The sequence below is a fragment of the Sphingobacterium multivorum genome, from assembly GCF_900457465.1.
GTDB lineage: Bacteria > Bacteroidota > Bacteroidia > Sphingobacteriales > Sphingobacteriaceae > Sphingobacterium > Sphingobacterium multivorum.
The window spans coordinates 20,148-44,138 of record NZ_UAUU01000006.1 but is presented as its reverse complement, the minus strand read 5'-3'; the positions used below and the strand labels follow the sequence as shown (position 1 = coordinate 44,138).

At 38.5% G+C, this 23,991-nt stretch carries 30 protein-coding genes and 1 pseudogene; 17 read left to right on the top strand and 14 right to left on the bottom strand.

Annotated elements, in window-relative coordinates:
* The first annotated feature begins 51 nt into the window (after positions 1-51).
* Positions 52-1,326: a GH92 family glycosyl hydrolase gene (locus DTA23_RS27490; RefSeq protein ID WP_218565317.1), complete on the top strand. Its 1,275-nt coding sequence runs from the start codon at positions 52-54 to the stop codon at positions 1,324-1,326.
* Between the two features lie 87 nt (positions 1,327-1,413).
* Here DTA23_RS27490 and DTA23_RS07945 read toward each other — a convergent pair whose 3' ends face one another.
* Entirely contained in the window at positions 1,414-1,974 is a 561-nt protein-coding gene (locus DTA23_RS07945) for a GNAT family N-acetyltransferase (RefSeq protein WP_112374362.1), read from the bottom strand.
* A gap of 351 nt (positions 1,975-2,325) precedes the next feature.
* A complete protein-coding gene (locus tag DTA23_RS07935; protein ID WP_046675688.1) occupies positions 2,326-2,574 on the bottom strand; it encodes a hypothetical protein in 249 nt (82 codons plus the stop codon).
* 388 nt (positions 2,575-2,962) lie between these two features.
* Here DTA23_RS07935 and DTA23_RS07930 point away from each other — a divergent pair, with 388 nt between their 5' ends.
* The 3 genes from DTA23_RS07930 to DTA23_RS26900 all read left to right on the top strand — a co-directional run bounded on the left by DTA23_RS07930 (position 2,963) and on the right by DTA23_RS26900 (position 4,323).
* The gene (locus tag DTA23_RS07930; RefSeq protein WP_146753037.1) at positions 2,963-3,448 is read left to right on the top strand and encodes a hypothetical protein; all 486 of its coding nucleotides are present in this window, start codon (positions 2,963-2,965) and stop codon (positions 3,446-3,448) included.
* Positions 3,449-3,862: 414 nt separating this feature from the next.
* On the top strand, positions 3,863-4,132 hold the full coding sequence (locus DTA23_RS26905) for a hypothetical protein (RefSeq protein WP_146753036.1): 270 nt from the start codon (positions 3,863-3,865) through the stop codon (positions 4,130-4,132).
* Positions 4,133-4,140: 8 nt separating this feature from the next.
* On the top strand, positions 4,141-4,323 hold the full coding sequence (locus DTA23_RS26900; RefSeq protein WP_146753035.1) for a hypothetical protein: 183 nt from the start codon (positions 4,141-4,143) through the stop codon (positions 4,321-4,323).
* A 143-nt stretch (positions 4,324-4,466) separates the two neighbouring features.
* Here DTA23_RS26900 and DTA23_RS30255 read toward each other — a convergent pair whose 3' ends face one another.
* The 3 genes and pseudogenes from DTA23_RS30255 to DTA23_RS07910 all read right to left on the bottom strand — a co-directional run bounded on the left by DTA23_RS30255 (position 4,467) and on the right by DTA23_RS07910 (position 5,540).
* Complete coding sequence (locus tag DTA23_RS30255; RefSeq protein ID WP_112374406.1) at positions 4,467-4,535, bottom strand: glutaminyl-peptide cyclotransferase; 69 nt, start codon at positions 4,533-4,535, stop codon at positions 4,467-4,469.
* Between the two features lie 134 nt (positions 4,536-4,669).
* Positions 4,670-4,846 (bottom strand): annotated as a pseudogene (locus DTA23_RS07915) (glutaminyl-peptide cyclotransferase); the annotation flags it as partial.
* Positions 4,842-5,540 carry a glutaminyl-peptide cyclotransferase gene (locus DTA23_RS07910; RefSeq protein ID WP_112374358.1) on the bottom strand — a complete coding sequence of 233 codons (699 nt, stop codon included), beginning with the start codon at positions 5,538-5,540 and terminating at the stop codon, positions 4,842-4,844. The gene DTA23_RS07910 and the pseudogene DTA23_RS07915, both read right to left, overlap by 5 nt.
* A gap of 199 nt (positions 5,541-5,739) precedes the next feature.
* Between DTA23_RS07910 and DTA23_RS07905 the strand changes: the two genes are divergently transcribed.
* Positions 5,740-6,504 (top strand): DUF72 domain-containing protein, encoded by a 765-nt coding sequence (locus tag DTA23_RS07905; RefSeq protein WP_070569952.1) that lies wholly within the window; start codon positions 5,740-5,742, stop codon positions 6,502-6,504.
* Between the two features lie 13 nt (positions 6,505-6,517).
* Here the strand turns inward: DTA23_RS07905 and DTA23_RS07900 are convergent, their stop codons facing one another.
* From DTA23_RS07900 to DTA23_RS07875, 6 genes are all read right to left on the bottom strand, one after another.
* Positions 6,518-6,850, bottom strand: a complete 333-nt coding sequence (locus DTA23_RS07900; RefSeq protein WP_112374357.1) for a hypothetical protein — start codon at positions 6,848-6,850, stop codon at positions 6,518-6,520.
* Between the two features lie 11 nt (positions 6,851-6,861).
* Complete coding sequence (locus tag DTA23_RS07895) at positions 6,862-7,182, bottom strand: hypothetical protein (RefSeq protein ID WP_070569365.1); 321 nt, start codon at positions 7,180-7,182, stop codon at positions 6,862-6,864.
* Positions 7,183-7,214: 32 nt separating this feature from the next.
* Complete coding sequence (locus tag DTA23_RS07890; protein ID WP_070569368.1) at positions 7,215-7,529, bottom strand: hypothetical protein; 315 nt, start codon at positions 7,527-7,529, stop codon at positions 7,215-7,217.
* A gap of 331 nt (positions 7,530-7,860) precedes the next feature.
* On the bottom strand, positions 7,861-8,919 hold the full coding sequence (locus DTA23_RS07885) for an SMP-30/gluconolactonase/LRE family protein (RefSeq protein WP_239468714.1): 1,059 nt from the start codon (positions 8,917-8,919) through the stop codon (positions 7,861-7,863).
* A gap of 318 nt (positions 8,920-9,237) precedes the next feature.
* Complete coding sequence (locus tag DTA23_RS07880; RefSeq protein WP_112374355.1) at positions 9,238-9,891, bottom strand: alpha/beta fold hydrolase; 654 nt, start codon at positions 9,889-9,891, stop codon at positions 9,238-9,240.
* Between the two features lie 162 nt (positions 9,892-10,053).
* Positions 10,054-11,118: an NADH:flavin oxidoreductase gene (locus DTA23_RS07875; protein ID WP_070569377.1), complete on the bottom strand. Its 1,065-nt coding sequence runs from the start codon at positions 11,116-11,118 to the stop codon at positions 10,054-10,056.
* A gap of 112 nt (positions 11,119-11,230) precedes the next feature.
* On the opposite strand from DTA23_RS07875, the gene DTA23_RS07870 reads away from it, so the two are divergent.
* From DTA23_RS07870 to DTA23_RS07815, 12 genes are all read left to right on the top strand, one after another.
* Entirely contained in the window at positions 11,231-11,578 is a 348-nt protein-coding gene (locus DTA23_RS07870) for a winged helix-turn-helix transcriptional regulator (RefSeq protein WP_070569380.1), read from the top strand.
* 175 nt (positions 11,579-11,753) lie between these two features.
* Positions 11,754-12,347, top strand: coding sequence for an RNA polymerase sigma factor (locus tag DTA23_RS07865; protein ID WP_112374354.1), 594 nt, complete (start codon positions 11,754-11,756; stop codon positions 12,345-12,347).
* A 96-nt stretch (positions 12,348-12,443) separates the two neighbouring features.
* Positions 12,444-12,656, top strand: a complete 213-nt coding sequence (locus DTA23_RS07860) for a hypothetical protein (RefSeq protein WP_112374353.1) — start codon at positions 12,444-12,446, stop codon at positions 12,654-12,656.
* 339 nt (positions 12,657-12,995) lie between these two features.
* Positions 12,996-13,385, top strand: coding sequence for a FecR family protein (locus DTA23_RS07855; protein ID WP_112374352.1), 390 nt, complete (start codon positions 12,996-12,998; stop codon positions 13,383-13,385).
* Between the two features lie 8 nt (positions 13,386-13,393).
* Entirely contained in the window at positions 13,394-13,567 is a 174-nt protein-coding gene (locus DTA23_RS07850) for a DUF4974 domain-containing protein (RefSeq protein ID WP_112374351.1), read from the top strand.
* 108 nt (positions 13,568-13,675) lie between these two features.
* Positions 13,676-14,119, top strand: coding sequence for a hypothetical protein (locus tag DTA23_RS07845; protein ID WP_112374350.1), 444 nt, complete (start codon positions 13,676-13,678; stop codon positions 14,117-14,119).
* Positions 14,119-14,346, top strand: a complete 228-nt coding sequence (locus tag DTA23_RS07840; RefSeq protein WP_112374349.1) for a carboxypeptidase-like regulatory domain-containing protein — start codon at positions 14,119-14,121, stop codon at positions 14,344-14,346. Before DTA23_RS07845 ends, DTA23_RS07840 begins: the two co-directional genes overlap by 1 nt.
* Positions 14,339-17,284 (top strand): SusC/RagA family TonB-linked outer membrane protein, encoded by a 2,946-nt coding sequence (locus DTA23_RS07835; RefSeq protein WP_172462351.1) that lies wholly within the window; start codon positions 14,339-14,341, stop codon positions 17,282-17,284. Before DTA23_RS07840 ends, DTA23_RS07835 begins: the two co-directional genes overlap by 8 nt.
* A gap of 12 nt (positions 17,285-17,296) precedes the next feature.
* A complete protein-coding gene (locus DTA23_RS07830; protein ID WP_112374347.1) occupies positions 17,297-18,223 on the top strand; it encodes a RagB/SusD family nutrient uptake outer membrane protein in 927 nt (308 codons plus the stop codon).
* A gap of 20 nt (positions 18,224-18,243) precedes the next feature.
* Positions 18,244-18,744: a RagB/SusD family nutrient uptake outer membrane protein gene (locus DTA23_RS07825; protein WP_172462350.1), complete on the top strand. Its 501-nt coding sequence runs from the start codon at positions 18,244-18,246 to the stop codon at positions 18,742-18,744.
* A gap of 75 nt (positions 18,745-18,819) precedes the next feature.
* Positions 18,820-20,010, top strand: coding sequence for a thioredoxin family protein (locus DTA23_RS07820; RefSeq protein ID WP_112374345.1), 1,191 nt, complete (start codon positions 18,820-18,822; stop codon positions 20,008-20,010).
* An 8-nt stretch (positions 20,011-20,018) separates the two neighbouring features.
* On the top strand, positions 20,019-21,167 hold the full coding sequence (locus DTA23_RS07815; RefSeq protein WP_112374344.1) for a peroxiredoxin family protein: 1,149 nt from the start codon (positions 20,019-20,021) through the stop codon (positions 21,165-21,167).
* Positions 21,168-21,635: 468 nt separating this feature from the next.
* Here DTA23_RS07815 and DTA23_RS07810 read toward each other — a convergent pair whose 3' ends face one another.
* From DTA23_RS07810 to DTA23_RS07800, 3 genes are all read right to left on the bottom strand, one after another.
* A complete protein-coding gene (locus tag DTA23_RS07810) occupies positions 21,636-22,169 on the bottom strand; it encodes an NADPH-dependent FMN reductase (RefSeq protein WP_112374343.1) in 534 nt (177 codons plus the stop codon).
* Positions 22,170-22,283: 114 nt separating this feature from the next.
* Complete coding sequence (locus DTA23_RS07805; RefSeq protein WP_112374342.1) at positions 22,284-23,375, bottom strand: tetratricopeptide repeat protein; 1,092 nt, start codon at positions 23,373-23,375, stop codon at positions 22,284-22,286.
* A gap of 31 nt (positions 23,376-23,406) precedes the next feature.
* The gene (locus DTA23_RS07800; protein WP_112374341.1) at positions 23,407-23,946 is read right to left on the bottom strand and encodes a GNAT family N-acetyltransferase; all 540 of its coding nucleotides are present in this window, start codon (positions 23,944-23,946) and stop codon (positions 23,407-23,409) included.
* Positions 23,947-23,991 lie beyond the last annotated feature (45 nt).

Sequence of the window (23,991 nt, the reverse complement as noted above, 5' to 3'; positions counted from 1 at the left end):
GACCAAAGACAAAGAGGAACAGGTTAATTCTATACAGCACTATACCATTCAATGTTGGCACCGACAATTTTCAGTGATGTTGATGGTGCTTACATGGGGGCGGACCGGAAGGTACATCAGGCTGAAGGTTGGACCAATTATAGCACGTTCTCACTTTGGGACACCTATAGAGCTTCGCATCCATTATTTACCTATATAGACCCTAGTCGAGTAAATGATATGATTAAGTCCTTCATTGCCTTTTATGAACAGCATGGCCGACTACCGGTATGGAATATTTATGGGAGTGAAACGGATATGATGATTGGCAATCATACCATTCCTGTCATTGTAGATGCATATTTAAAAGGAATTGGTGATTTTGATGCAATAAAAGCGTTAGAAGCCTGTGTTGCCACGGCTAATATTGATAATTACCGGGGTATAGGTCTTTATAAAAAATTAGGCTATGTGCCCTATGACGTAAAAGATGAATACAATGCCGAAAACTGGTCCTTATCACGAACACTTGAATATGCCTATGACGATCATTGTATCGCAATGATGGCCGATAAGATGGAAAGGAAAGATATTGCAGGAGCGTTTTTTGCGAGAGCTCAAAATTATAAAAATGTGTATAATCCGGCTACTTCATTTATGCAACCTCGAGATAGCCATGGTAAATTTATTACCCCGTTTGATGCGGAGGAATATAGTGCACATATTTGTGAAAGTAATGCATGGCAATATTTTTGGTCTGTACAACATGATATTCCTGGATTGATTAAACTTGTTGGTGGGCAAGATCGCTTTGGACAGAAGCTAGATAGCATGTTTACATTTCATCCTTCCGACACCAGCAAGCTGCCAATTTTTAGTACAGGAATGATTGGGCAGTATGCACATGGTAACGAGCCGAGCCATCATGCACTCTATTTATTTAATGCGGTTGGACAGCCTTGGAAAACGCAGCAATATGCAGCCGAGGTAATGAACAAACTTTACTTGAATACACCTTCGGGATTAAGTGGAAATGATGACTGCGGGCAGATGTCGGCTTGGTATGTATTCAGCGCATTGGGATTTTATCCTGTAGATCCCATAAGTGGAAAGTACGAAATTGGTACACCTTTATTTGAAAAAGCTGAATTGAAGTTGTCCAATGGAAAGAAATTTACCGTGAAAGCTAACCATGTCAGTAAAGCCAATATTTATATCCAAGCCATTACGATTGATGGTAAGCCTCTTGAAACAAGTTATATCAGACACGAACAAATTATGTCCGGAGCGACATTGGTGTTAGAAATGGGCGAAAAACCGGGACCGATATGGTACAAAAATAAATAGGATATATAAGTATATGGAGATTCATATGTGAAGCTCCCAAATAATTAAGAAAAGCCTCCAAATGAATATTAATCGATTTGGAGGCTTTTATTTTGTTGGCAGAATCAAGTTTTTGTAGAAGTATGTCGTGCTACACAATGTTCCATTCGGGAAGAGCGCATAATTTGGGATATCGCCGACTTTCGTCCAGCCACATTTTTGATACATAATATAAGCCGGGCTATCGGTTACAGTATCTAGTACCAATAGTGTCTTATTTAGATCAATAGCTATATTTTCAATGTGTTGAAGTAAATTTTGTGCAATGCCCATTCTTCGAAAGTCAGTATGGACTAACATTTTGGCTACATCTGCACGATGTATTTGATTTGAGGGGAGGTCGATTTGGAGTTGAACGGTTCCTGCGATTCGATGCGTAGAAGCATCTTTTGCAATAATCAATATTGTTTTTTGCTGCTTGACCTTGTTCAGTACTTCAGTCCAAAATCTTTTTGCCTGCTCAACTGTTAGATCTTCCATAAAGCCTACAGAGGCACCTCCTTGGACAATATTAAAAGTCAGGTCTACTAATTCAGAAATTAAGGTAATGCTGGATTCGTTGACTTCTTCAACGACAAAATCTGTATTGGAAATAGGTGAGGAACTCATGTGTTTGATTGCGGATGAGATATAGAAAAGGAATTGATCGCTGTGTTATGTAAGAAAAGACATTCTGCTAATGATCGGCTTGGCTCTTCTGGTGAGAATTATAGTTAAAAATCGTTACTCGTTGCGGGTGAATGCATAATAGATGACGTATAACCAACCGAGTATCCCATGAATTAAAGCCCATAGTATGGATTTGTTGCGATCCCATGAGGTGACAACGGCAATGACAGAACCCAGCCCAATACCCGATTGGGTGATCGTCTGTGTCGTTGATTTACTTATCTCTTGGCCAAATACAATATCCGAGATGAAAGAAAGAATATGAATAATGCGAGGTGTTTCATGATGGGTTTATTGAGCTCCTCTTATTTTGAGTTCTTCATTGATTTCTTTTATTCTTTTAAAATTGAGAATAACAATAGGAGATAAGGCGAAGGGAATCGCCATTAGTGCGCTGAATCCTTTGTTAATTGACGTATAGATCCCCATGCCTAATAGAATAAAGAGCATGGTGGTGAGCATCCATGTAATTACCAGCGCATTTTTTTTGTTGGTTTGAAGCTCTTCGTCAGTCATTCCGTTTAAAGGTCTGTTATTCATATTTCGGTGGTTTATAGTCTCTAAGTTCCGTAATTTTTTTTAAGAAACAAAGAATTTTGCCTTAAATGATGTGTGATTCTTAAATAAATATAGCTTTTTTTTCTGATTTTTTTAAAAAATGATTAATTAAATGGCTAATATAGTAGGTTTCGAAGGACCTTTTTTACAATAATGCAGTATAAGGTGATTTTTATGGATTCCCTGTTTAGAAGAGTAGGCTTTTCATCTCTCAAAGAAATAAATAGTTTGTGCAAAGTAAGGATAAGCGTATTGCTTTTTAGCGAGCAGGTTGTACGGAAAATAACGAATCTTAAAACAACGACCACGAATATTAAACGAGACGGATAGGCTGGTTTAAAAAACTGTTATTTGTAAAAAAAATTAAGAAATGAGAATGCTAGCTTTAATCTTTATGCTATTTACCATGTGTTCCTGTAGGGGTAATTTGGATTTGGGGTACAATGAGAAAATGGCTAAGCTCTTTCATAGCTGTCGAGAAAAAATGGATGAGAGCTATGGAAAATTGCTAGAAGGGGAATATGATGTCGATAAATCAGACTATTCCTATCACATGAAATTGAATGAGGCACGCGCTTTGAGTAGTTACATCAAAGGATTAAAATGCGAATACAGTAAAACTGCCGAAAGTTTTCACATCGCTTCAGTTGGTTACATGACAGAGATCGTTGATGGATATGGTATTTTATTAATTAAATATATTGATGAACAGAAAAAAGGGACTCGGAAAAGTCTGTTGCGGGAGATTACTGATGAAAAAGAGAAAATTGAAGCCTTAGCTGAGTCGTGTTTAGGACATCAAATAGCCTTCATGAATCAAGCTGGAATAAAAGTAGATAGTCAAACAGGAAAGTAGTTGAAATATATTTTAATTTTATAACCATGTTAATACGAAAAAATATGTGGTATTTGCTTATCATTTTTACCTATGATGGCATTGTTCCTGTAAGAGCAAAATAGCAGCGCATCAGTCAATACCCCCGTATTCATTAGCTGATACTGTGAAACCCGATTGGTATCGTGAATACTATGGTCGGGTTGTAATGATCGACAATGATTTTGTAACGCAGAAAGATGGCAATTATTTAGTAGATCTTCCTTTGCAGATCGTTTCCGGATTCCACTTACGTTTTCTTTTTGAGTACTAAAATTCCAGTGGGAGTTACTAAAAAAATCCAATGAATTCTATCCCGATCTTCAACATTTTGTACTGATTGTTCCCGATTGGAAGTTTTATGGTGAAGTCGCCGAAGAAGCTTCGAAAAATGGGATGTGTATAGAACCTGCGACAACCAATTTTTATTATTCCATAAAAAGAGAGGACGGTATGGTTAAAGTCGACAGTCTCCGGCTTTCTGGTCTTGATAACCCTAGATTAGATTTTGTTAAACCAATTTCAGCTAAAGGCATGCTTACAATTTATCGAAGAGACAGTTACGGATCGGTTTGTTGCCCGCGTGACCCGAAATGGGATAATGCAGACAAGGATGAGCTTTTCCTACGTGATTTTGAACACCGCAGTCACCTTGAAAGTAACTAAAGGGCGGTATGTGCAGATGGAAGGTAAAGAAGGCGAAAAAAGTATCTATTATACCTTACCGGGATTATCTTTCAGCACAGCGATTGGAATTTTTAGCAAATAAATATGCGCAATGGATTGCCAATAAGGATACGGGGACAAGGGACGATTATACCACAGTTATTTGCACCCACAAATTATACCGATGGTAACTGAGGGCTTTAACAAAAATGAAAGAATTACCATAAAGTCAAAAATTAGTGCGATTTGGTTCTTTCCGGAACAGCATGTTGTTTTTTTTGATGAAGATAAAGCTATTCTGTTAGCTTTATCTCGAACATTTTTATCCCAGTTTTTACCCGGTAACAAAGAAGGTGTTTGATCTTTTATTGTAAGCGATACCATTTAATACATCTAAATCCACATGCTTGTGTTACATGCTCACGTAATTTGGATAGATCGACTAAAGCCTCCACTGTACCTGTTTTAGGGTCTATTCGTCCAATGACATCCTCCATAAAGAAATTTGCATAGATTTTCCCTTTTTACCCATTCCATTTCATTGATTTGATCCACCATGGCCGTGTTCGTTGCTGCACGGATATAATCCACTTTTGAGAAATCATTTGGATTAAGTGTATAGATATAATCAGAACCATTCGACATGAATAAGTTTTTACCGTCAGAAGTTAAGCCCCAACCTTCCATTGGCTGAAAGTAAGGAAGTGTCTTAATAAACAGAAAGACTGTTTATATCGTAGAGGTAGGCTAGATTGTTTTTATAGGTTAATTGATATAATTTTCCATTTAGGACGGTAGCACCTTCGCCAAAAATTGAATCATCCAATTCATTTTTTTTGATGGGCTGACCCGTTTTAGGATTAACAATACGGATACTCGATTTCCCCTTATTTCCACTTGGACCAACCCCATTCCCAGTACTTTCGATCAAATTATCACCGTAAAACTCCAGTCCTTGTGTGAAAGCTTTGGCATCATGTGGATAAATATTCACAATGCTATAACTTAGCAAAAGCGGAGGGTTAGAGGCGAATAGATCGATGTTGACCGAATTTTCTTCTCGCTTTCCATTACTAAATACGACAGCTTTAATAATTTGCTTACCAAATTTCTCCTGTTTTAATGAATAATTGAAGGGCTCATTTCCGACGACCTGGCCAATCTTTTTATCGTTTATAGCGTAAATAACAGAGTCTATTTTGGATGTGTTTTTGCTATACATCTTTAATATCAGATCCTCACCCCGCGTATAGTGCTGTTTAATATTGTCAAAGGTAAATGTCGGATTTTCATCAGCATGTTCGGACTGGGAACTTAAAGTTGTATTGGTATTGTTGCTTTTATTTCCGGTACAACTGCCCAAAATGGCGCCAATAATGAAACAAATGAGGTACGATTTTTTTTGCATTGATATAGTGTGCTTGATTAATTATCCACTAATAAACTAGAAAACAAGTTGCTTAACAATAGCTGTTGCTGTACTACTTGTTTCTCAAACTTAGATAAATTGTTTTTTATATGCAATTCAATTGCAGACCAATACAAAGGATAATTCGTCTATGAAAGAAAAAATGAACCATTGCATGCTGCTCGATTGTTATAAGGGTATGGAAAAATCATATTTTACTGGAACGAGCGGTATCCTTTTACCTTACAAGAATAAAAGTTATTATCCTGAGGAGTTACAGGATAAAAGTCGATTGGCTGTATACAGTTTACTATTTAACTCATTGGAAGTAAACAGTTCTTTTTATAAAATTCCCAGAGAAGAAACAGTCAGAAGATGGTCCGAAGAGACGACCGATGATTTTCGTTTCACCTTTAAACTATGGAAGGGAATTACGCATCAAAAAGAACTTAAGTTTGATCCACAGGATGTCGCTAGATTTCTATCTGTTATTGACGCTATCGGCCAAAAGAAAGGGTGCTTGCTCATACAATTACCACCATCTTTTAAATTTGCTTCTATTGGAATGCTTGTTGAACTGCTGGATTGTATTGCCCAGGATAAGAGAAGTGAAAAATGGCAGGTATGTGTAGAATTTAGGGACCTTTCCTGGTATAGAGAAGAAACTTTCGAACTTTTAAAATCCTATGAAATGCATCTGGTTATTCATGATAAGGATATGCAAGGTATGCGTCTTCAATATGCGGATGCAAAGATAATCTATATGCGCTTTCATGGCCCAAATGGTGACTATAAGGGAAGCTATTCGGACAGCCTATTGTTGGAATACAGTACCTATATTAACGAATGGATTGCAGCGGGAAAAGAAGTCTATACTTATTTTAATAATACAATAGGAGCGGCACTTCCTAATCTAAAGACATTAGCCTCGTATATCACTGCGAACAAAATATTTCCTGCTTAAAAGGTGTCTTTTTTTAAAGTACACTGCCACGGATATATTCATTTCCCATATAGCCGTCCCAGCCTTCATGTTCACGCATAATCCGCTGATAAGCAGTGGTCAATGCTTGAGTTTTCGTAAATAAGGGAATACCTCTCCGGATGCAGTCGTGATCAGCGTAAGTCCCAGCATTATCGTGCCATTGTAGCCAAGCAAGTAATTCTTGTCTTTTCATCAGCATTAATCTATCGAATAGTGTCTTATCTTTTAAGTTCATGAGCTGATAACGCCAATCTGTGCGATGCGATTCCATAGCTAGAATTTTTGGAAGCTGATGCGCTATGATCTGTTTAATAAAAGACTCCATAATCTGAAATTTTAGTTGTTAAAGATGAGTTGTGCGTGTGTATTCGAAAAGGCATTGTATCTTCTTTTCATGTGGATGCGCAGGATTTCTTTATGGATATACGCGACAGCCTTTAATTTGGAAAGCTGCTGCACGCCATTTTCAATACATTTACGATCGGTATAGTTTCCTTTTGGATCATGCCATTGTAGCCAATCAAGGAGTATTTCTCTTTCTAGATTCTCGAGTCTCTGATGTAAGCCGATTAATTCACTTTCCCGGAGTTGTTCTCGCCAGTCAGACCAGATCGGACCTGACACCATCCCTCGCTTCTCTTTGAATTTATTTTCCATATTTTACGTCGAATTTGAAGATCTAAAATTTGTTAGATGACTAGCTTACTGATAATAGCATTGCCAAGTTTACTTTTCATAAATAACTCAATTTGTTTCAGCAATTCTGGACTTACTTCGGGGACTCTTTCTAAATCTCGTATAAACCACTTCTGAATGACAGGTGTTTGTTTGGAACGTTGGTCAAATTTAACCACTTCAGCCCGTGATGATTTTCCAGCCGGATCGTAGTATGACCATAGTACAATGAAAATCGTATTTGGATCCTCATCGGGATGGGGGGTATGAAAGCGAACGATGTCACCTACGTGTAAATCCTTATTGTCATATGCTGCGCTGTGTTCCATAAAAGCATTGTCTAAAACTGATATTCAAATATACTAAAAATATTAGTATAAAAAAGTTTTTGCTAAAAATTTTATACTTCATCTAACAGGCTGTTGTTTTTTTATAGTTGGAGGCATGTCTTAGTGATTTGTGCTTTTACTTCGATTTTATTGTTTTTATGAATCTGAATTTCAGTCCCTTTTCTTGTGGGTAGAAAAGATGGACAAATATAAAGGGGAACTATTCGAAGGGAATTTTGTGAAGGCTGCGCATAGAATAATAGCTAGGTGAAAAGTAGATGTGTCAGCGCGAGTTTTATGCTTAAGAATTTCACTTGTTGTAACATTTTTTTCAAAATTTCGGTAATTTGACCTTAAAGACATAATATGGCAACTCTACCTTGTCAGCTCCCTTATTCCATTGCGGGTCTTTAAAGAGCTGTGCACAAGAGAAATAGAGGTGTCCATCTCCGCTGATACCCATAGAATCGGGCCATAGTATTCGGGAGTCCCTTACCAGGGTATTCACATTTCCCTCAGGATTTAAATATTTAATACTATAATCTATTGACGATGTGAGATAAATATTTCCATCAATGTCTGCTAGTAAGCCATGCGTGATTCCGACTTCTCCTTTGTCTTCCACTTTTGCCTCCAATTCTTGATCCGTCAGCCCTGCGTCGGCTAAAAATTCTGTTGCAATACAGTACAAATGGGTCTGATTGATGGCTTTGAAATATAAATATTTAAAGTCGTGACTCAATGCTATGCCATTCACGTTGGAAGAAAAAGGCTTTCCATTTTCACTACGCATTTCAATACCATTATAGCTTAATAATACATCAGGATCAGCCAGCGTAAAACGGCTTCCAGTTAAAGCCTTTCTAGTCAGTCCAGTTTTAAGGTCTAAAATAATGATGGCCGCTTGGCCGGGATCGGAGAGATAGGCTAAATTTCGCTTGTGATCAATACGCATATCATTTAGACCTGATTTGGTTTTATCAAGGTCGTCGAAACGATAAATATGTTCAATTTGATTTGTATTTGTATTGATTTTTAATAATTTAAACTGGCCTTGATTTGATTTTTCATCTTTGCCAAAAATTGATCCAGCAGCAGATGGTTTAGAATCCAATACCCAGAGATTGTCCTCGGTATCGACAAATATATCCTGAACATTTACAAAGTGGGAATTCTCTTTTCCTTCTAAATTCCATTCTTCATTTGGATAAGGAACAGGTTTTCCATTGATGATTTCAGTAAGTGCATACTGATAATTTTTAGCTTGTTTTGGGAAGGAAACAAATAATCGATTGTTGGAGCTAGCGCTCACACCGATCGGACGGTACGGGCCTAAAGCTGCTGCGACCTCCAATTTCGGGGCTGTAGTATCATTAACTTGTGCCAGCATAGTGAGAAAAAAGATGTGACAGAATAAAAAACTTAATATGAGCCGTGTTCGCATATTCTTGTTATAATTTAACCTTACTATATTACTTTGGACTGGTCCCATTAAGCAATAAACAGCGATTTTTTAGTTACGTAAAGAGACCGCGCTCTCATAGAAGAACCTTCTATTCTCAATTATTGTTTGTCCTTTTCTTCAAATAATACTTTTTTACACTGCTCAGCATATCGTGTGTTTCATGTCGATACGAATCCGCTTGGATTTAATTTTCTGAGCGACTAGAAAAGTTGGGATTGGTCTCGGTGATTAAAAGGAGGTGATTTACAAGCAGATTTCTTGCAAGAGCTTTTCAACCTCCTGGGCATGGGTGACTGTCATAAAATGTCCCGCACCCCTAATGATAAAGTTGGGCTTTACATTTTTGATGGGGATAATATGATCTCTACTACCATGTATATGAATTAAATTGTCCGGAACCGAATTGTTTTTCCATTGCAGAATTTGATGTATTGCCCAGTTCATAAAGATGGGGTCTGTATCGTATAAAATCTGTTTTAGCAAGCGGGAATCTTCTTTGTTACGTATGCCAAAAAAGTAATCTGATAGAAAACAATGGAACTTTAGTAACGGACTAGGAACCAGTTTGTTGATTTTGAGTCTGCCTGCTAAGCGATACAGTTTGGGTAATTCATGCCGTCCTTTGGCTGAAGCAAGCAGGATAATTTGTTTTGTTTCGATAATCTTGGCAATTTCTATTGCAAGCATTCCTCCAAAGGAAAGCCCAACGAGGATGGGGTTCTTTGCAGTAATTTTAGTCGATATTCTTTTTGCATAAATAGACAGTGGTTCATTGGGGCTTGGTGTAATCCAATCTAGATAGGTTAGATCAAGCGAGCCAGAGTCTATTTTGCTGAATACACGTTGATCTACACCCAATCCGCTGATGACATATATTTTGGTTGCGGTGATTTTCATTTAATCAAGTGTCTGTATCCATTTGCGGAGACAAGGTACTGAATTATCGTTACAAAACAGGGCAAAAATTGCTTCGAAAGTGAATTTTTGCCCCTGTTTATACTATTGAATAACGTAAATATTAAATAACGTAATTTTAATCCACCTAATCGCTCGAGCTTACTAAGATAAGCTCGCCAAACTCTTCGCTTCAAAAGTCGATAATTCGTTGTATTTTTCGGCTTGCACTTTTTTCACCCAATTCGGATCTTGCAAGATCGCCCTGCCTACAGCTACAAGGTCAAAATCGCCACGTTCGTAACGACGAACCAGTTCATCCAGTGAAGCGGGAGAGGACTTGAACTCCGAATTTGTAAATACATCGCCAAAATCTTTGTCAAGACCTACGGATCCAACCGTGATTGTGGGTTGTCCTGAAATTTTTTTGAGCCATCCAGCGAAATTTAAGTCGCTACCTTCAAATTCCGGCTCCCAATAACGACGTTGGCTTCCATGAAAAATGTCGACACCGGCATCTGTCAATGGTAGGATCCAGTCTTCCATCGCTGCGGGGGTGGGAGCAAGCTTGGCTGTGTAGTCTTGCTGCTTCCATTGTGATAGACGTAGAATGATTACAAAATCAGGTCCAACCGCTTTTCGCATTGCTTTGACTACCTCAACCGCAAATTTAGAGCGCTCCTTAATTGTTTTTCCACCAAATTCGTCTGTTCTGTGGTTCATTCCTTCCCAGAAAAATTGGTCGATCAGATAGCCATGGGCGCCATGGATTTCAAAAGCATCAAAACCGAGGTCTTTTGCAGATTTAGCAGCGTCAGCGTAAGCTTGTATCGTGGCCTCTATATCCGCTAATGTCATTGTATCTGGGCTTTCAAACGCAGCGGGCGGAGTCCATTGCATAGGAGTATAACCAACATGCCATAGTTGAGGGGCTATTTTTCCGCCTTTTTCGTGCACTGCATCCACGATATTTTTCCAGCCGGCCAGTGCTTGGTCACCGTAAAAGTTTGGGATATCCTTTAAATTCTTTGATGAAGGTCGTTCGATAACGGTACCTTCCGTCAAAATTAAACCGACATCTCCCGCGGCACGACGCTCGTAATATCCCGCTACAGCACTGTCGGGAATTCCATCCGTCGAAAATGCTCTCGTCATTGGTGCCATTACAAAGCGGTTTTTGAGTGTTAGATTTTTGTACTCAAATGGATTAAAAAGTGTTTGTATGCTCATTTTTCTCGTTTTAAATCGTGAATCTTCACAAATATATTTTAAATAGTATATATTTGTAACTATTATTAGTATAAACTAGTTACCTTCGCGTAACTATTTTGAATATATTCAAATGAAAAGGACTGAATTTAAAAGTTGTTCCTGTGCCATGCAGCGTTCCATGGCAATTTTAGGTACCCGGTGGAAGCCTGTGATTATCTATACTTTGCGCGATCGAAAAGCCCGATTTGGTCAATTGGATGCGCTCATCGAACATATTTCTCGAAAGGTTTTGACCAGTTCATTAAAAGAATTGGAAGAGGATGGCGTTATTTTGAGAGAAGAGTACAAGGAGCTCCCACCACGCGTAGAGTACTCTTTGACAGAAAAGGGCAAGGCTTTAATACCTATTATGTGCCAATTGGCAAAATGGAATGAAGCCTACTATGAAGAGTCTGTATCACCAGAATTGATCGTGTAGAAATTATAATCTAAATACATCGATCTTGCTTCGCTTTTACGCTATCGCTGCCGAATGGAATAGTATTGTGTCAACCGGTTTGGCCTGTCCGTTTTCTATTGCTTGCCAGCGCGGGACTGTTGATCACAATAAATGAAATTTTCATATTTATTTAAAATTTAAGTAATATTGAATTGTGAAAAACAAGGTAAACCAAGAATTTAGCAAGCAAGATTTTTTAAAATCTTTTCGGGAGGGCAGAAGGGATGGTTTACAGTTTCTGTACAAAACTTTCTATAGTCCAATGTGCTATTTTTTAGAAAAGATGAATCTTGATAAAGGTACCATCGAAGAAATCGTGCAGGATGTATTCTTAAAGCTTTGGGAGCGCCGGATAGATTTTGATCATGTTGAATCAATCCGAGGTTTTCTCTACACAAGTTGTAGAAACGCCGCTTTAAACAGGATCCAACAAGAAAATAGAATTCAACAAAAAACCAATTTTTATACGTCACAGGTCGATCTGGTCGATTTACCGATCAGCCATCAAATGATCTATTTGGAGACGCTTCGAACGATCCATGATGCCATTGATACCCTGCCTGAGCAATGTAAGCAAGTGATGCGTAAGTTGATTGTTGAAGATTTAAGCCCACAGGAAGCAGCGATCTCCTTAGGACTAACCACTAGTACGATTTACAATCAAAAGAAAAGGGGAATTGAACTTTTGAGATTAAGACTCAAGCCTGACCAGTTTTTTTGCCTACTTTTGCTTTTACTCTATTATTAGAAAATTTATACTTCTGATACATAGGTTTTTGTGAAAATATCTACCACCTCTTTAGAGAAACGAAATCAAAATATTGTTTTAAGTATATAGAGCAATATGGAGCAAATACCCCAACATATCATTTATTTACTGAGCAAATCCAAGCTGGAAGGATTGCGCGATGACGAAAAATTACAGTTGGACTTATGGCGGTCCGAAACTGATGCAAATAAGGGGCTATGTGATCTGATTGACAACAAAGATCAAATGCAAGCGGATTTAGACGGGATAGCCCGTTATGATTGGGAGGAATCATTTGCCCTCTTTTGAACAAGATTACCTCAATACCTCATACACTAAACCTTTTTATAAACGTATGTTGTCCTATGGTATCGCCGCGGCGTTGATTGGATTACTCGTGTTGTTTTTATACATAATCTTTCGGATACGGTCTATCAGGAGACTCCGGATAAAGGTATTCAACCCGCTCAAATGACAGGGGTAGTACGGCTAGGAAATGGAAATTCAATTTCGATGGCTCCAGGAGATACTTTTATTATCGTTTGTATCACCCGTTAAAAATAAAGCGGCACGAGTGAATAATTTATTCGCTGCGACACCCAAGGGTGGGAAAATGACCATGCTATTACCTGATGGAACAAAGTATGGATGAATGCCAAAACGCAGTTGGATTATTATGAAGTAGATAGTATGCGGGAGGTTCGTTTGGTGGGGGAGGCTTATTTTGAAGTTGCCAAAAAATATTTACCATGGGAAGGTGAGGTTCCAAAACTGAAACCTTTCGTGGTACAAGCAGGGAAGATCAATATCTCCGTATTGGGGACACATTTTTATGTGAAATCAACCAAGAATATAGAAGACTTTAAAACGACATTATACGAAGGTAAAGTTAGGGTTCGACAGGGCGACAGGCAGATTATACTGTTGCCAGGGGAAGAATCGTATATCAAACTCGGTCAAATTGAACGACGAATAATTGATCTTGACGCGCGCAATGCATTGAAAGACGGATATTTCGTGTTCAATTCGGAGATTTAGGGGGTATTATGGATGAGTTAGCGTCTTGGTATAATGTAGATGTCGTCTATCTCGATAACCAAATAAAATCGGAAAAATTTGAAGCGATGTTGTCTCGTAACAGCAGTCTGAAAGATATCATCAACGTACTGGAGAGTACCGGGAAAATTAAGTTTAAATTTAAGGAAAGACCATTTATGTAGACAAAACAACCTAAATGAAAAGACGAAACCCTAAACGCTTGCAACATTTAGGGCTTCAGATCAAGTAATTCTAACTGTAACAGAATTTTAATTCTTAACCTAAAACAAATGTATAAAAATTATGCACAACTTCGTCGTGCCCTATACGATCAAACGCAACAAATGAAAAACAGCGATCGCCCAGATATTTGGGGTAGGCCGCAATGGAGGGGAAACATTATGCGCATATCGCTTACAACCATACTAATGTCTTGTTGTCTGCTTCATGTTGGAGCTAAAACGTATGGACAGGACGTATCGATACAGGAGAAATCAGTGTCGTTGAGAAAGGTTTTTTCAGAGATCAATAAGCAGACTGGCTATTCTTATGTATGGGCGGCCACAACTATTGATCCAGATACAAAGGTTAACTTAACCGTTAAAAAAGAATCGTTGGGAAATGCTCTTGGGAAGTTATTGGACGATTTGGATCTCGATTTGAGATCAAGGGGAAGATTATTGTCGTACACGAAAAATCTCAACAGACTCAACGATCGATCACTAATCAGTTAATGACGGTAAAAGGTTTTATTGTCGATTATAACAACAGACCACTTCAAGGTGCAACGATTCGTGTAAAAGGTGTTCCAAAAGGAACCGTTACAGATCAGCATGGTCATTTTGAAATTAATGGCGTTAGTTTAAATAGCTTTTTGGACATTACCATGGTCGGATTTGCTCCACTTACGATTGCAGCTAAGTCCGATTTGGGGTACGATTACCTTAAGAGCCTTGGATGAGCAATTGCAGGAAGTGAACATTACGGTCAATACAGGATACCAAAAAATAAGCAAAGAAAGAGCAGCAGGCTCAATTGCTCAGGTGACAGCCAAAGACATGGAAGGACGGCTTCAACCTAATTTATTGGACCGGATCGATGGATTGTTGCCCGGGCTAAATTTGGTGCGAAATATTTCAAGTCCACAGAATTCGAAAAATAATCTGGGTATCGAGGTTCGTGGACGCTCCACCATCAACGCACAGGCTGCTCCGCTAATCGTTGTTGACGGTATGCCTTTTGAAGGTGACTTAACAGCTATTAATCCCAATGATATTGCTTCCATAACCGTTTTGAAAGATGCTTCGGCTGCCTCCATTTATGGCGTGCGTTCCTCTAACGGTGTTATTGTTATTGCGACAAAAATAGGCTCCGCAGGCAAAACAAAGATTAATTATAGCAATACGCTTTCTTTTAGAGGACTTCCAAGCCGCAGCTACCTCAATCAGATGAGTAGCGCTGAACTGGTCAACTTTCAAAAGGAAATGTTTAACTATCGTTCAGGAGATTACGCTGTTATTGACCCGAGAAAAGCGATGAACGACGTTTATCGAATTTTGTACGATCGCAAAGGTGGAGTAATTTCGGAAGAAGAGATGGAAAAGCGGCTGGATGTATATCGAAATCGTGATCGCTTCACCCAAATGGGTAAATTTCTGAATACGACCCGATTCGATCAGCAGCATAATCTCGCTATTTCGGGCGGATCCGATCGTTATACATACCATTATTCCCTCAATTATACGCAGCCGGGAGATTACAATAAGGGACGGGCGACAAACAAGGAGCTGGGATTTAGTCTGAAAAATAATTTTAAGTTTACCGACTGGTTTAGTTTACGCGCAAATGTATTGGGGAAAAACCAAAATAGAGAGGGGGATATTGGCTTCAATTTCTACGATAACTATATGGGAGGCAAAGCATCCTATTATCTGCTTGAAAATGAGGACGGTTCTCCGGCGCAATGGTATAATTCAAAATCTCAATTTGAAATAGACCGTTTAAAGGCCTTAGGACTGGAAGATGAGACCTATATTCCTTTAAATCATGTTGCCGCGATTCACGAAAAATTTTATAATAAATACATTAACCTAAATTTTGCGGCCAATTTTAAAATTATTAAAGGATTGGATTTTGACCTATCCTATCAAAGTGAACGGACCGAAGGGTATAATGGCACATTGAATAGGAAAAATGCCCAATCGGTTGTAGGTATGGTGAATGACGCTACCCAAATCGGAAAGGACGGGGCAATCAAACGCAATATTCCGCAAGGGGGACAATTTGCTGAACAACGTAATGATGTCAATAGCTATACCTTACGTGGCCAATTTAATTATCAAAATAATATTCAGGGAAAACATGAAATTGTCGCAATCGCCGGTGCTGAACGTAGACAGATCAATAACCGATATACGAATATTTACAAGTATGGTTACGATGAAAATAGCCTAGTCTACAAAGGAATTAATGAAGAGCTTTTTGGTATTCAGATCCAAAACACACAGGCGCTTTTTAATAGCTATACTATTTCGAAAAAAGAGACTGGATTTAAGGATCTAGTCGATAGATTTGTTTCCTTCTATGCCAATGGATCTTATACCTATGATCGTAAGTTGACTTTGAGTGGAAGCATCCGGATGGATCAATCTAATTTGTTTGGAACAAATATCAAAAATCAATACAAACCTCTTTGGTCCATAGGCGCTTTATATCATCTGCCAAGAATTGATTGTGAACCATTAGATCGTTGGTCGGTACGTGCGACTTATGGTGTAAATGGAAATGTCCCAAAGGATAATGGACCATATTTGATTTCGAGGGTGAATAACAATCTGAACTACTTTAACGGTGAAATGCAAGCCTACATTGATTCTCCGCCTAATCCATTGTTGCGATGGGAGCGAACAAAAGTATTCAATGTTGGTTTTGATTTCTCACTATTTAAAGATAGACTTACAGCTACTCTTGATATCTACAATAAGAAAACTTCTGATTTATTGGGGAATACGCCGTTGGATCCAACTTTGGGATGGGATATGGTGTTGCTTAATTATGCTGATATGCAGAATAGCGGGATCGAGTTGGGGCTGAATGGTAAGATGATTCAACGTGAAAACTTCAGCTGGAACAGCACAGTGAATTTTAGTTACAACAAAAATAAGATTACCAATCTATATGTTGAACAGAATACCCCATACTATTACTATTATGCTCCCCAAAATCGGGTTGGAATCCCAATGGGTAGTTTATATAGCATAGATTATGCGGGATTAAATGATAAGGGACGACCTTTGGCACGAAAGGCTGATGGTAGTCTGGTCGAGACCACGCAAAAATTGACTGTCGATGATTTAATCTATGAAGGTACGACAGTACCTCCCTACACTGTTTCTTTCAGAAATGGATTTAAGTATAAAGATTTGACGCTTTCCTTTATGTTTATTTTCAATGGTGGCCATGTGATGCGGGGAGTTCATCCAGAGTTCTTGAGTAAATACGCGGAGCTTAACTACAATAATAACTTCGACAAATTATGGTTGAACTATTGGAAGAACCCAGGTGATGAAAGTAACCCTGATATTGCTCCCGCATTTGTTTCTGCTGCTTCAGGCAATATTTCCGATATTTTCAATGCTGCACATAAATTTGTTCAGAAGGCTGACTATATTAAATTGCGCGATATTTCATTATCCTACAACCTTCCTGCACAATGGATTGCACCGACAAAACTTTCTTATGTGCGTCTAACAGGACAGGTATTGAATGCATGGCGTTGGGTCGCTAACAAGGATAATCTTGATCCCGAGGTTTGGGCTGGGTATAGTACGGTAACGAGTCCAAGTAGAGGGATACAAGCACCAATAATTTACAATTTAGGTGTATCTGTAGGATTTTAATAAGAAAATATCATGAGAAAAATATATATAGGATTGCTATTCGGTTTATTGACATTGAATAGCTGTAACAAATACTTGGATATTAAACCAAAAGGTTTTACAATTCCAGAGAATCTGAATGATTACAAATTGCTTCTAAACGATCAATCTTTAGTAAGGGCTTCCGCTGTTTATCCGAACAATTTAGTAGATAATTTACAGTCCGGAGATCCTCAGGATGTACAATCGGCAGCAAGCTATGACTATTATGACTATGTAAAAAAACAACTCTATAGCTTTGCTCACGGTGCGATATTTGAAGATGGCCAGTATGATCCATACTGGGAATCGGCTTATAGCCACATATTCACTTACAATGTTGTTATTAACAATGTATTGGCAGCAACAGAGGGATCGGAAGCCGAAAAGAAAAGGGTTTGGGCTGAGGCTAAGGTCGGTCGTGCATTTGAATACCTTAGTCTAGTGAATATCTATGCCGCTCATTATAATCCTGCAAGTGCAACAAAAGATCTAGGGGTACCTTTGGTGCTGAAAGAGGATATCAATCAAAAATACGAACGTGTATCTGTTCAGGCGATCTATGATCAGGTAGTTAGCGATCTTAATGACGCGTTGCCAAATTTGAGTACAGTGCAGTCAAATAGATTTCAAGCAGTACGTTCCGTCGGTTTCTCTTTTCTAAGTCGGGTTTATCTCTATCAGGGAAAATACAAAGAGGCCCTTGAGAATGCAAAACAAGCACTTGCTGTGAATAAAACGCTCATTGATTATAGTTTATATACCAATAAAGACAAGACGACTTGGGGACGGGTTTGTCTAAAAACAGATAATTCGGTTCAATTTCCCGACTCCAGAACGAATATGGAGGCCGTATGGTCTCGGTTAGGAACAAGTTCCCTAGGTAGCCCCAATGCCGAATTTATGCCTCAAAAGACCTGATTGACACTTATGCCAAAGATTTGCCAGCAGGTGCAAAGGACAAACGTTATGAATTATTTTTCTGTCGCGATCAGGCTTCTTTAGGTGCTACTATTGTAAAATTTCCAGGACGGGTTCTTTTTGCTCCCTACGTCGAATTTAGTACAGGATTTAATACGCCTGAGTTGTTTTTGATTGCTGCAGAAGCCGCTGTTCGGACGGGTAATACGGCGGAGGCACTAAGCTTCTTGAATACATTAAGAAATAGCCGAATAGAGAATAATAAAGCGTTAACCTCAACGGATCCAAAAGTTGTTTTACAGACGGTACTTGACGAAAGACGTCGCGAGATGCCCTTTATGGCATCCGATAGGCTGATTGATTTGAAACGACTCGCTATAGCAGACAATTTTAAAAAGTCAATCCAACATCCATTGGCAGGGAAAGTTTTCGAAATGGAATCCACGGATGCCCGGATGATACTTCCGGTTCCCCCAAAGGTACTTTCGTTGAATCCGGGAATTCCTCAGTACGAACGCTAAAAAATTAGATGTAGACACTCATTCCTAATCAATTTCTATCAACATGGAAATTGATTAGGTTCTTAATAAAAAAATATGAAAAAGATACTATTGACAGCACTGGCTTTTACACAGTCGATGCTATTGCTCGCACAAGAACATATACAGTTTCAGAAGATCACTTTTGGTCAGGCAAAGGAATTGGCCAAACAGGAAAATAAGCTGATTTTCCTGGATGGATTCACCTCATGGTGTGCTCCTTGTAAATGGATGGAAGGTAATGTGTTTTCACAGCCTGAAGTCGCTCGTTATTTTAATAGCAGGTTTATCAATACTAAATTTGACTGTGAGATAGGAGAGGGCGTAGATATTGCTAAATTATACCAAATCAGAAGTTTTCCCACGTATTTATTTTTAGATGGGCAGGGGACATTGATCTATAGAACCCAGTCTCGTATGGAAGCCGATCTTTTCCTGAAACAGGCAGCGCAAGCTAATGATCCCAATTTTCAGATCCCCAACTTGCGTAAATCGTACGATTTGGGTATGCGGGAGTCTAATTTTCTAATCCGCTATATTAAAGTGATGGAGCAAACCGATAGTCAAGCAGCAAATGCAGCGAAAAAGGCATTGGACAGCGTGGCTACCGATAGATTTTTGAGGAGCCCAAACGGATGGGAGACCATAAAAATGATGGCACAAAGCCTGGATGATCGTTACGGAAAATTTTTTGAGTCGAACAAAGCTTATTTTAAAAGCATAGCAGTGCCGGCGGATTTTGCGAAAAAAGAGGCACAGCTGCTACGTTATGCCATGTATGGCTATATTAGAGATCATAAAGTAGATGAGTTTAATGCTGGCCTAGCCTATTTTGAAGGCCTAAAAGATCAAGAACAAAAAATAGAAGCTGCACTGTATAAAGTAGAATGGACCGCTGCACATGGTACCCATAAGGAGTTTGTTACCCTCACGAATGTCTTAAGAAAAGGCCTGCTCAAAAATGAGGACGAGAGATTGAGCTTTATTGCCCGCCGCAATGCCAATGCAAAAGGAAATATTGCAAATCCAGTTATCCTAAAACAATGCTATGTGCTGGCCAAACAGGCAGTCGAATTGAATCCCTCAAGTTATTCCAATCAAGGAACATTGGCCGATATTTGTATCGCATTGAAAAAAAAGAAAGAAGCTGTTCAAGCTGCAGAAGCTGCGCGTGGATTGGCGGAACTGGAAACTTCAAAAATTATTAAACTGGCCGATGCTCTTGTGGCACGTGCTAAAGCACTGTAATAGTCAATATGAAAAAAATAGCTACATCTATATTCTTGGTTTTAAGTTTTCTTGGGACAGTATCGGCTCAAGGTCAGCGTTTTCAATTAACAATAAAGGGAAAACAATTTCCCGCAAAATCTAAAGCATTTGTTCGCTACATCGTGGACAGAAAATTGACAATTGACTCTATTAATTTTGGATCCAATGATGTGATCTATAGGGGGGAAATTATGGAACCAACGCAAGTCATGTTATTTTATTCCAAAGATGGAGCTTCCTTCTTTAACCGCAAAGGTGGCCCGATGGAGCGTCTTACATTTTACGTAGACCCTATGGAACCCAATACGCAAATCACTGTTCAACGTCCTTTCGAGTCTTCCTTGGTGAAAGGCGGTAAACTGCAGGTAGCCTATAAGCAGTATCAAGATTATTTAAACTCCTATGAGAAAAAGCTTATGGTTCAGCAGTCTAAAAGAGCTGATTTGTATCAGGAAAAAAATCGTGACGAGAATGCGCTCAACCAAATTGCGCAAGAAATAGACAAGATCGAAACAGAACGTAAGAAGGCGCAGCGAAATTTTATCGTCAATAATCCAGACAATTACTTCAGTTTGTTGGCCTTGCAGGAAGTTGCCAGCTACGATGATAATGTAGTTACCACCGAACCTTTGTTTTTCAATTTGTCATCGAGATTAAGGCAAACAGCTATCGGAAAAAAATTGAATGCAGATATTCAACTCGCAAAAAAACTAGGAATTGGACAGCCAGCTTTAGATTTTGAACAGGAAACTCCTGAAGGTAAAGCGTTAAAACTTTCGGATTTTAAAGGTAAATACGTCCTTTTGGATTTTTGGGCGTCATGGTGCGGTCCCTGTCGTGCAGAGAACCCTAATCTGGTGAAAGCCTATCAAAAATTTAAAGGATCAACATTTGAGATACTGGGTGTTTCACTCGATAAACCCGGGAAGAAAGATAACTGGATGAAAGCGATTGAACAAGATGGGTTAACCTGGCCTCAGGTGTCTGATCTGAATGGTTGGCAAAATCAAGCGGCTCAATTGTACGGTATTCAGGCTATCCCGCAAAATTACCTCATCTCTCCCGAAGGTAAGATTGTTGGAGTCAACTTAAAAGGAGTAAAGTTGATAGAGAAACTCGAAGAGCTCCTTAAATAAATTTTAAGGAGGGGTAAATCACCCCTCCTTGAATTAGAACCTTTAACAGCTGCTATCGTTAGGGGTCTGTTTGCTATTATAGCGCCGCTCTTTGGGGCGCTAAGGTAAGGGCTTGCAGCTTATTCGCTATTTCTCTGCTATTCCGTTACTATTTCTTTGGGACAGCTAGGGGATTGACTCGCTTCTTCTTTGGTATTTCTTCGCTGTTTCTTTGGTATTCCTTTGCTGTTTCTTTGGTATTCCTTTGCTGTTTCTTTGCTGTTTCTTTGGTATTCCTTTGCTGTTCCTTTGCTAAAGAAGTAACAACATACTAGAGAAACAGTAAGCAAAAGGGTAAGAATAAGCAAAGAAAGGCCAAGCCAGTATGTAGCTTAGCCTTGCAAAATAACCTTAAAAAGCTTTTCCAGCTGGTTCACTGCATCGAAGTAATCCATACAAAGCCCAGAAAAATGAAACTGGATTTTGACGTTAGGAAGAAATCTGTTCCTTAAAGCCCGCTATTTTTTCCCTCAGACTATTGAGGTGTTCTGGACTGATTACGCCATTATCCTGATCAAAATTTTCGTAAAATTTGGGAAGCGAGAATGTTTCTTTAATGATAGCGCCAAACTGCGGAAAGAATTTCTGCGCTTCGGCCATTACATTTCCACCACCATAACCTCCTGGTGAAGTTGTCATAAGCAACATGGGTTTATCTTGGAAAACTTTAACATTAATTCTAGATGCCCAGTCGAATACATTTTTAAATGCTACGCTATAGGAACGATTATTCTCCGCCAGGGAGCAAATGATAACGTCACTGGAGGCAATATGATCTAGAAAAAGCTGCGCTTCCTGTGGGAAGCCATTCTTTTCTAGGTCAACAGAAAAGACAGGCATGTTATAGTCATTCAGGTCGATCAAATTAATCTCGTGCCCCTCGAAGCTTTTAAGTACAAATTTGACCAATTGTTTGTTAATTGATGTGGAAGAATTACTCCCAGCGAATGCAAATATTTTCATGTTTTATCCTTTATGATTATCGGTTGCTTAAATTTAGTCAATTTCACGAAAATAAATTTTCATTTTTTTTGAATAGATTGCTATATCAATTTGGCTATCTATGGTGCTGAAAGTTTAATCATATTGTTTGCGAAAAAAATTGTTTGTGCTATCTATTTTTAAGGGATTCTTCAAAAACCAATTTGAAAAAAGTGTCCATTTCTCTTCATTGTTTTCTAGCCATTTTTCGAAAGTATCTTCGTCGCCTTTCATTAATATCCAATGATTGTAAGACTCGCCGTAACCTAGATCGATGATCTTTTTTTGATAACTGAAGAGGACATTTGGAAATATTGTGTTGTGTTTACTGCTGAAGTAGTTGTTTATGAAGTTAGTTCTTATAGAGTCTAGTGTATTGATATCTATAGATTTTGAACCGAGTATTGACATCGCGAGTGTTGTTTCATAAACTCCTACACCAAAAGGCAGTTTTATTTGACTGGAATCAGCTGCTTTTGCGTTGACAAATGCGTTTTTACTAAAGCTAACGGAAAGCGCTGTGTCACTTTTCAATTTTATCTGCGTTTTGTATTGATCATAAAGAAGCTCACTTATTTCAGCTGTTCTTTTGGTGTTTCGTTCTAAATTCATAAATATCTCTCCGTAAATCATTCCCCAAACCTTTTCATCGGAAATACAAAATATCTTTGATGCCCAATAATAATTTGAAGAAAATTCCGGATCCACCTCTATGCCCTTTTCATAATAACCTAATGCATCTTCTAAATTTCCTTTGACACGTTGGATGGCTCCCATTTCCAAATAAAGATGACCTGATTTGGGAAATATTTTTAATCCACTTTCGTAAGTACCTACAGCTTTATCACTTTCGCCAAGCATATCGTATGCATTTCCCAATAATTGATATACTCTGTCATTGGTAATCTTCTCACTTTTAATACTTTCTAAGTACTTAATCGTCTTTTTATAGTCTTTTTTTAAATAATAAGCGTAGCCGAGCTCATAGGGGTACGTGATACTATGCGGATCGAGATTTTGAGCTTCTTTCAATAATAGGATACTCTCATCTACCTTTCCATCGTCCATGAGTTGGATAGCTTCCTTTCCTTTTGAAGAAGCTTTTTCCCGATTTGTTTCTTGACCATAGGTGGTTTGTCCAGTGAGAAATAAAAAAACGACGACAATATATCCAATTTTGTTTTTCATTTTTTTTAGCGGATTAAATGATTGATTTTTATTAAAAAGCTAGATCCGTTTTAAAAATAGAGTATAATGGAATATCGTAATACCGGCCATCTTTCTTTAAATGTTGTTTTAGCAGGGCTTCTTTTTTCATGCCTATTTTTTCCATGACTTTTCCAGAGGCTGGATTATGTGGGAAGTAGGTCGCAAAGATTTTATTGAAGTTTAGTTCTTTAAAACCAAACTCAATGATTGCTTTTGCAGCTTCAGTGACATAACCATTATTCCAGTAAGGAATAGCAATCCAGTATCCCAACTCGGCCTTATCCGAGCCTTCATCGTGCAGACCAATAGCTCCGATCAGCTTTTTATCTTTATTTCGAATAGCAAAAGTGAATCCTTTACGATTGGCAAACGCTTCTTCGGCTAATTTAAGCCAATATTCAGCATCTTCTTTTCGGTATGGGTAGGGAATATTTGAGGTAAAGTCCGAATAAACCTTGTCTTGCAGATAGTCTACAATCTGTGGAATATCGGTCGTGTCAATGGCGTTGAGAATAAGTCGTTCTGTGACTAATTGTGGGAAATCTTTCATTTGATTAAGTCTTCAATATGGCTAAAATGAAACTATGGGTTACTT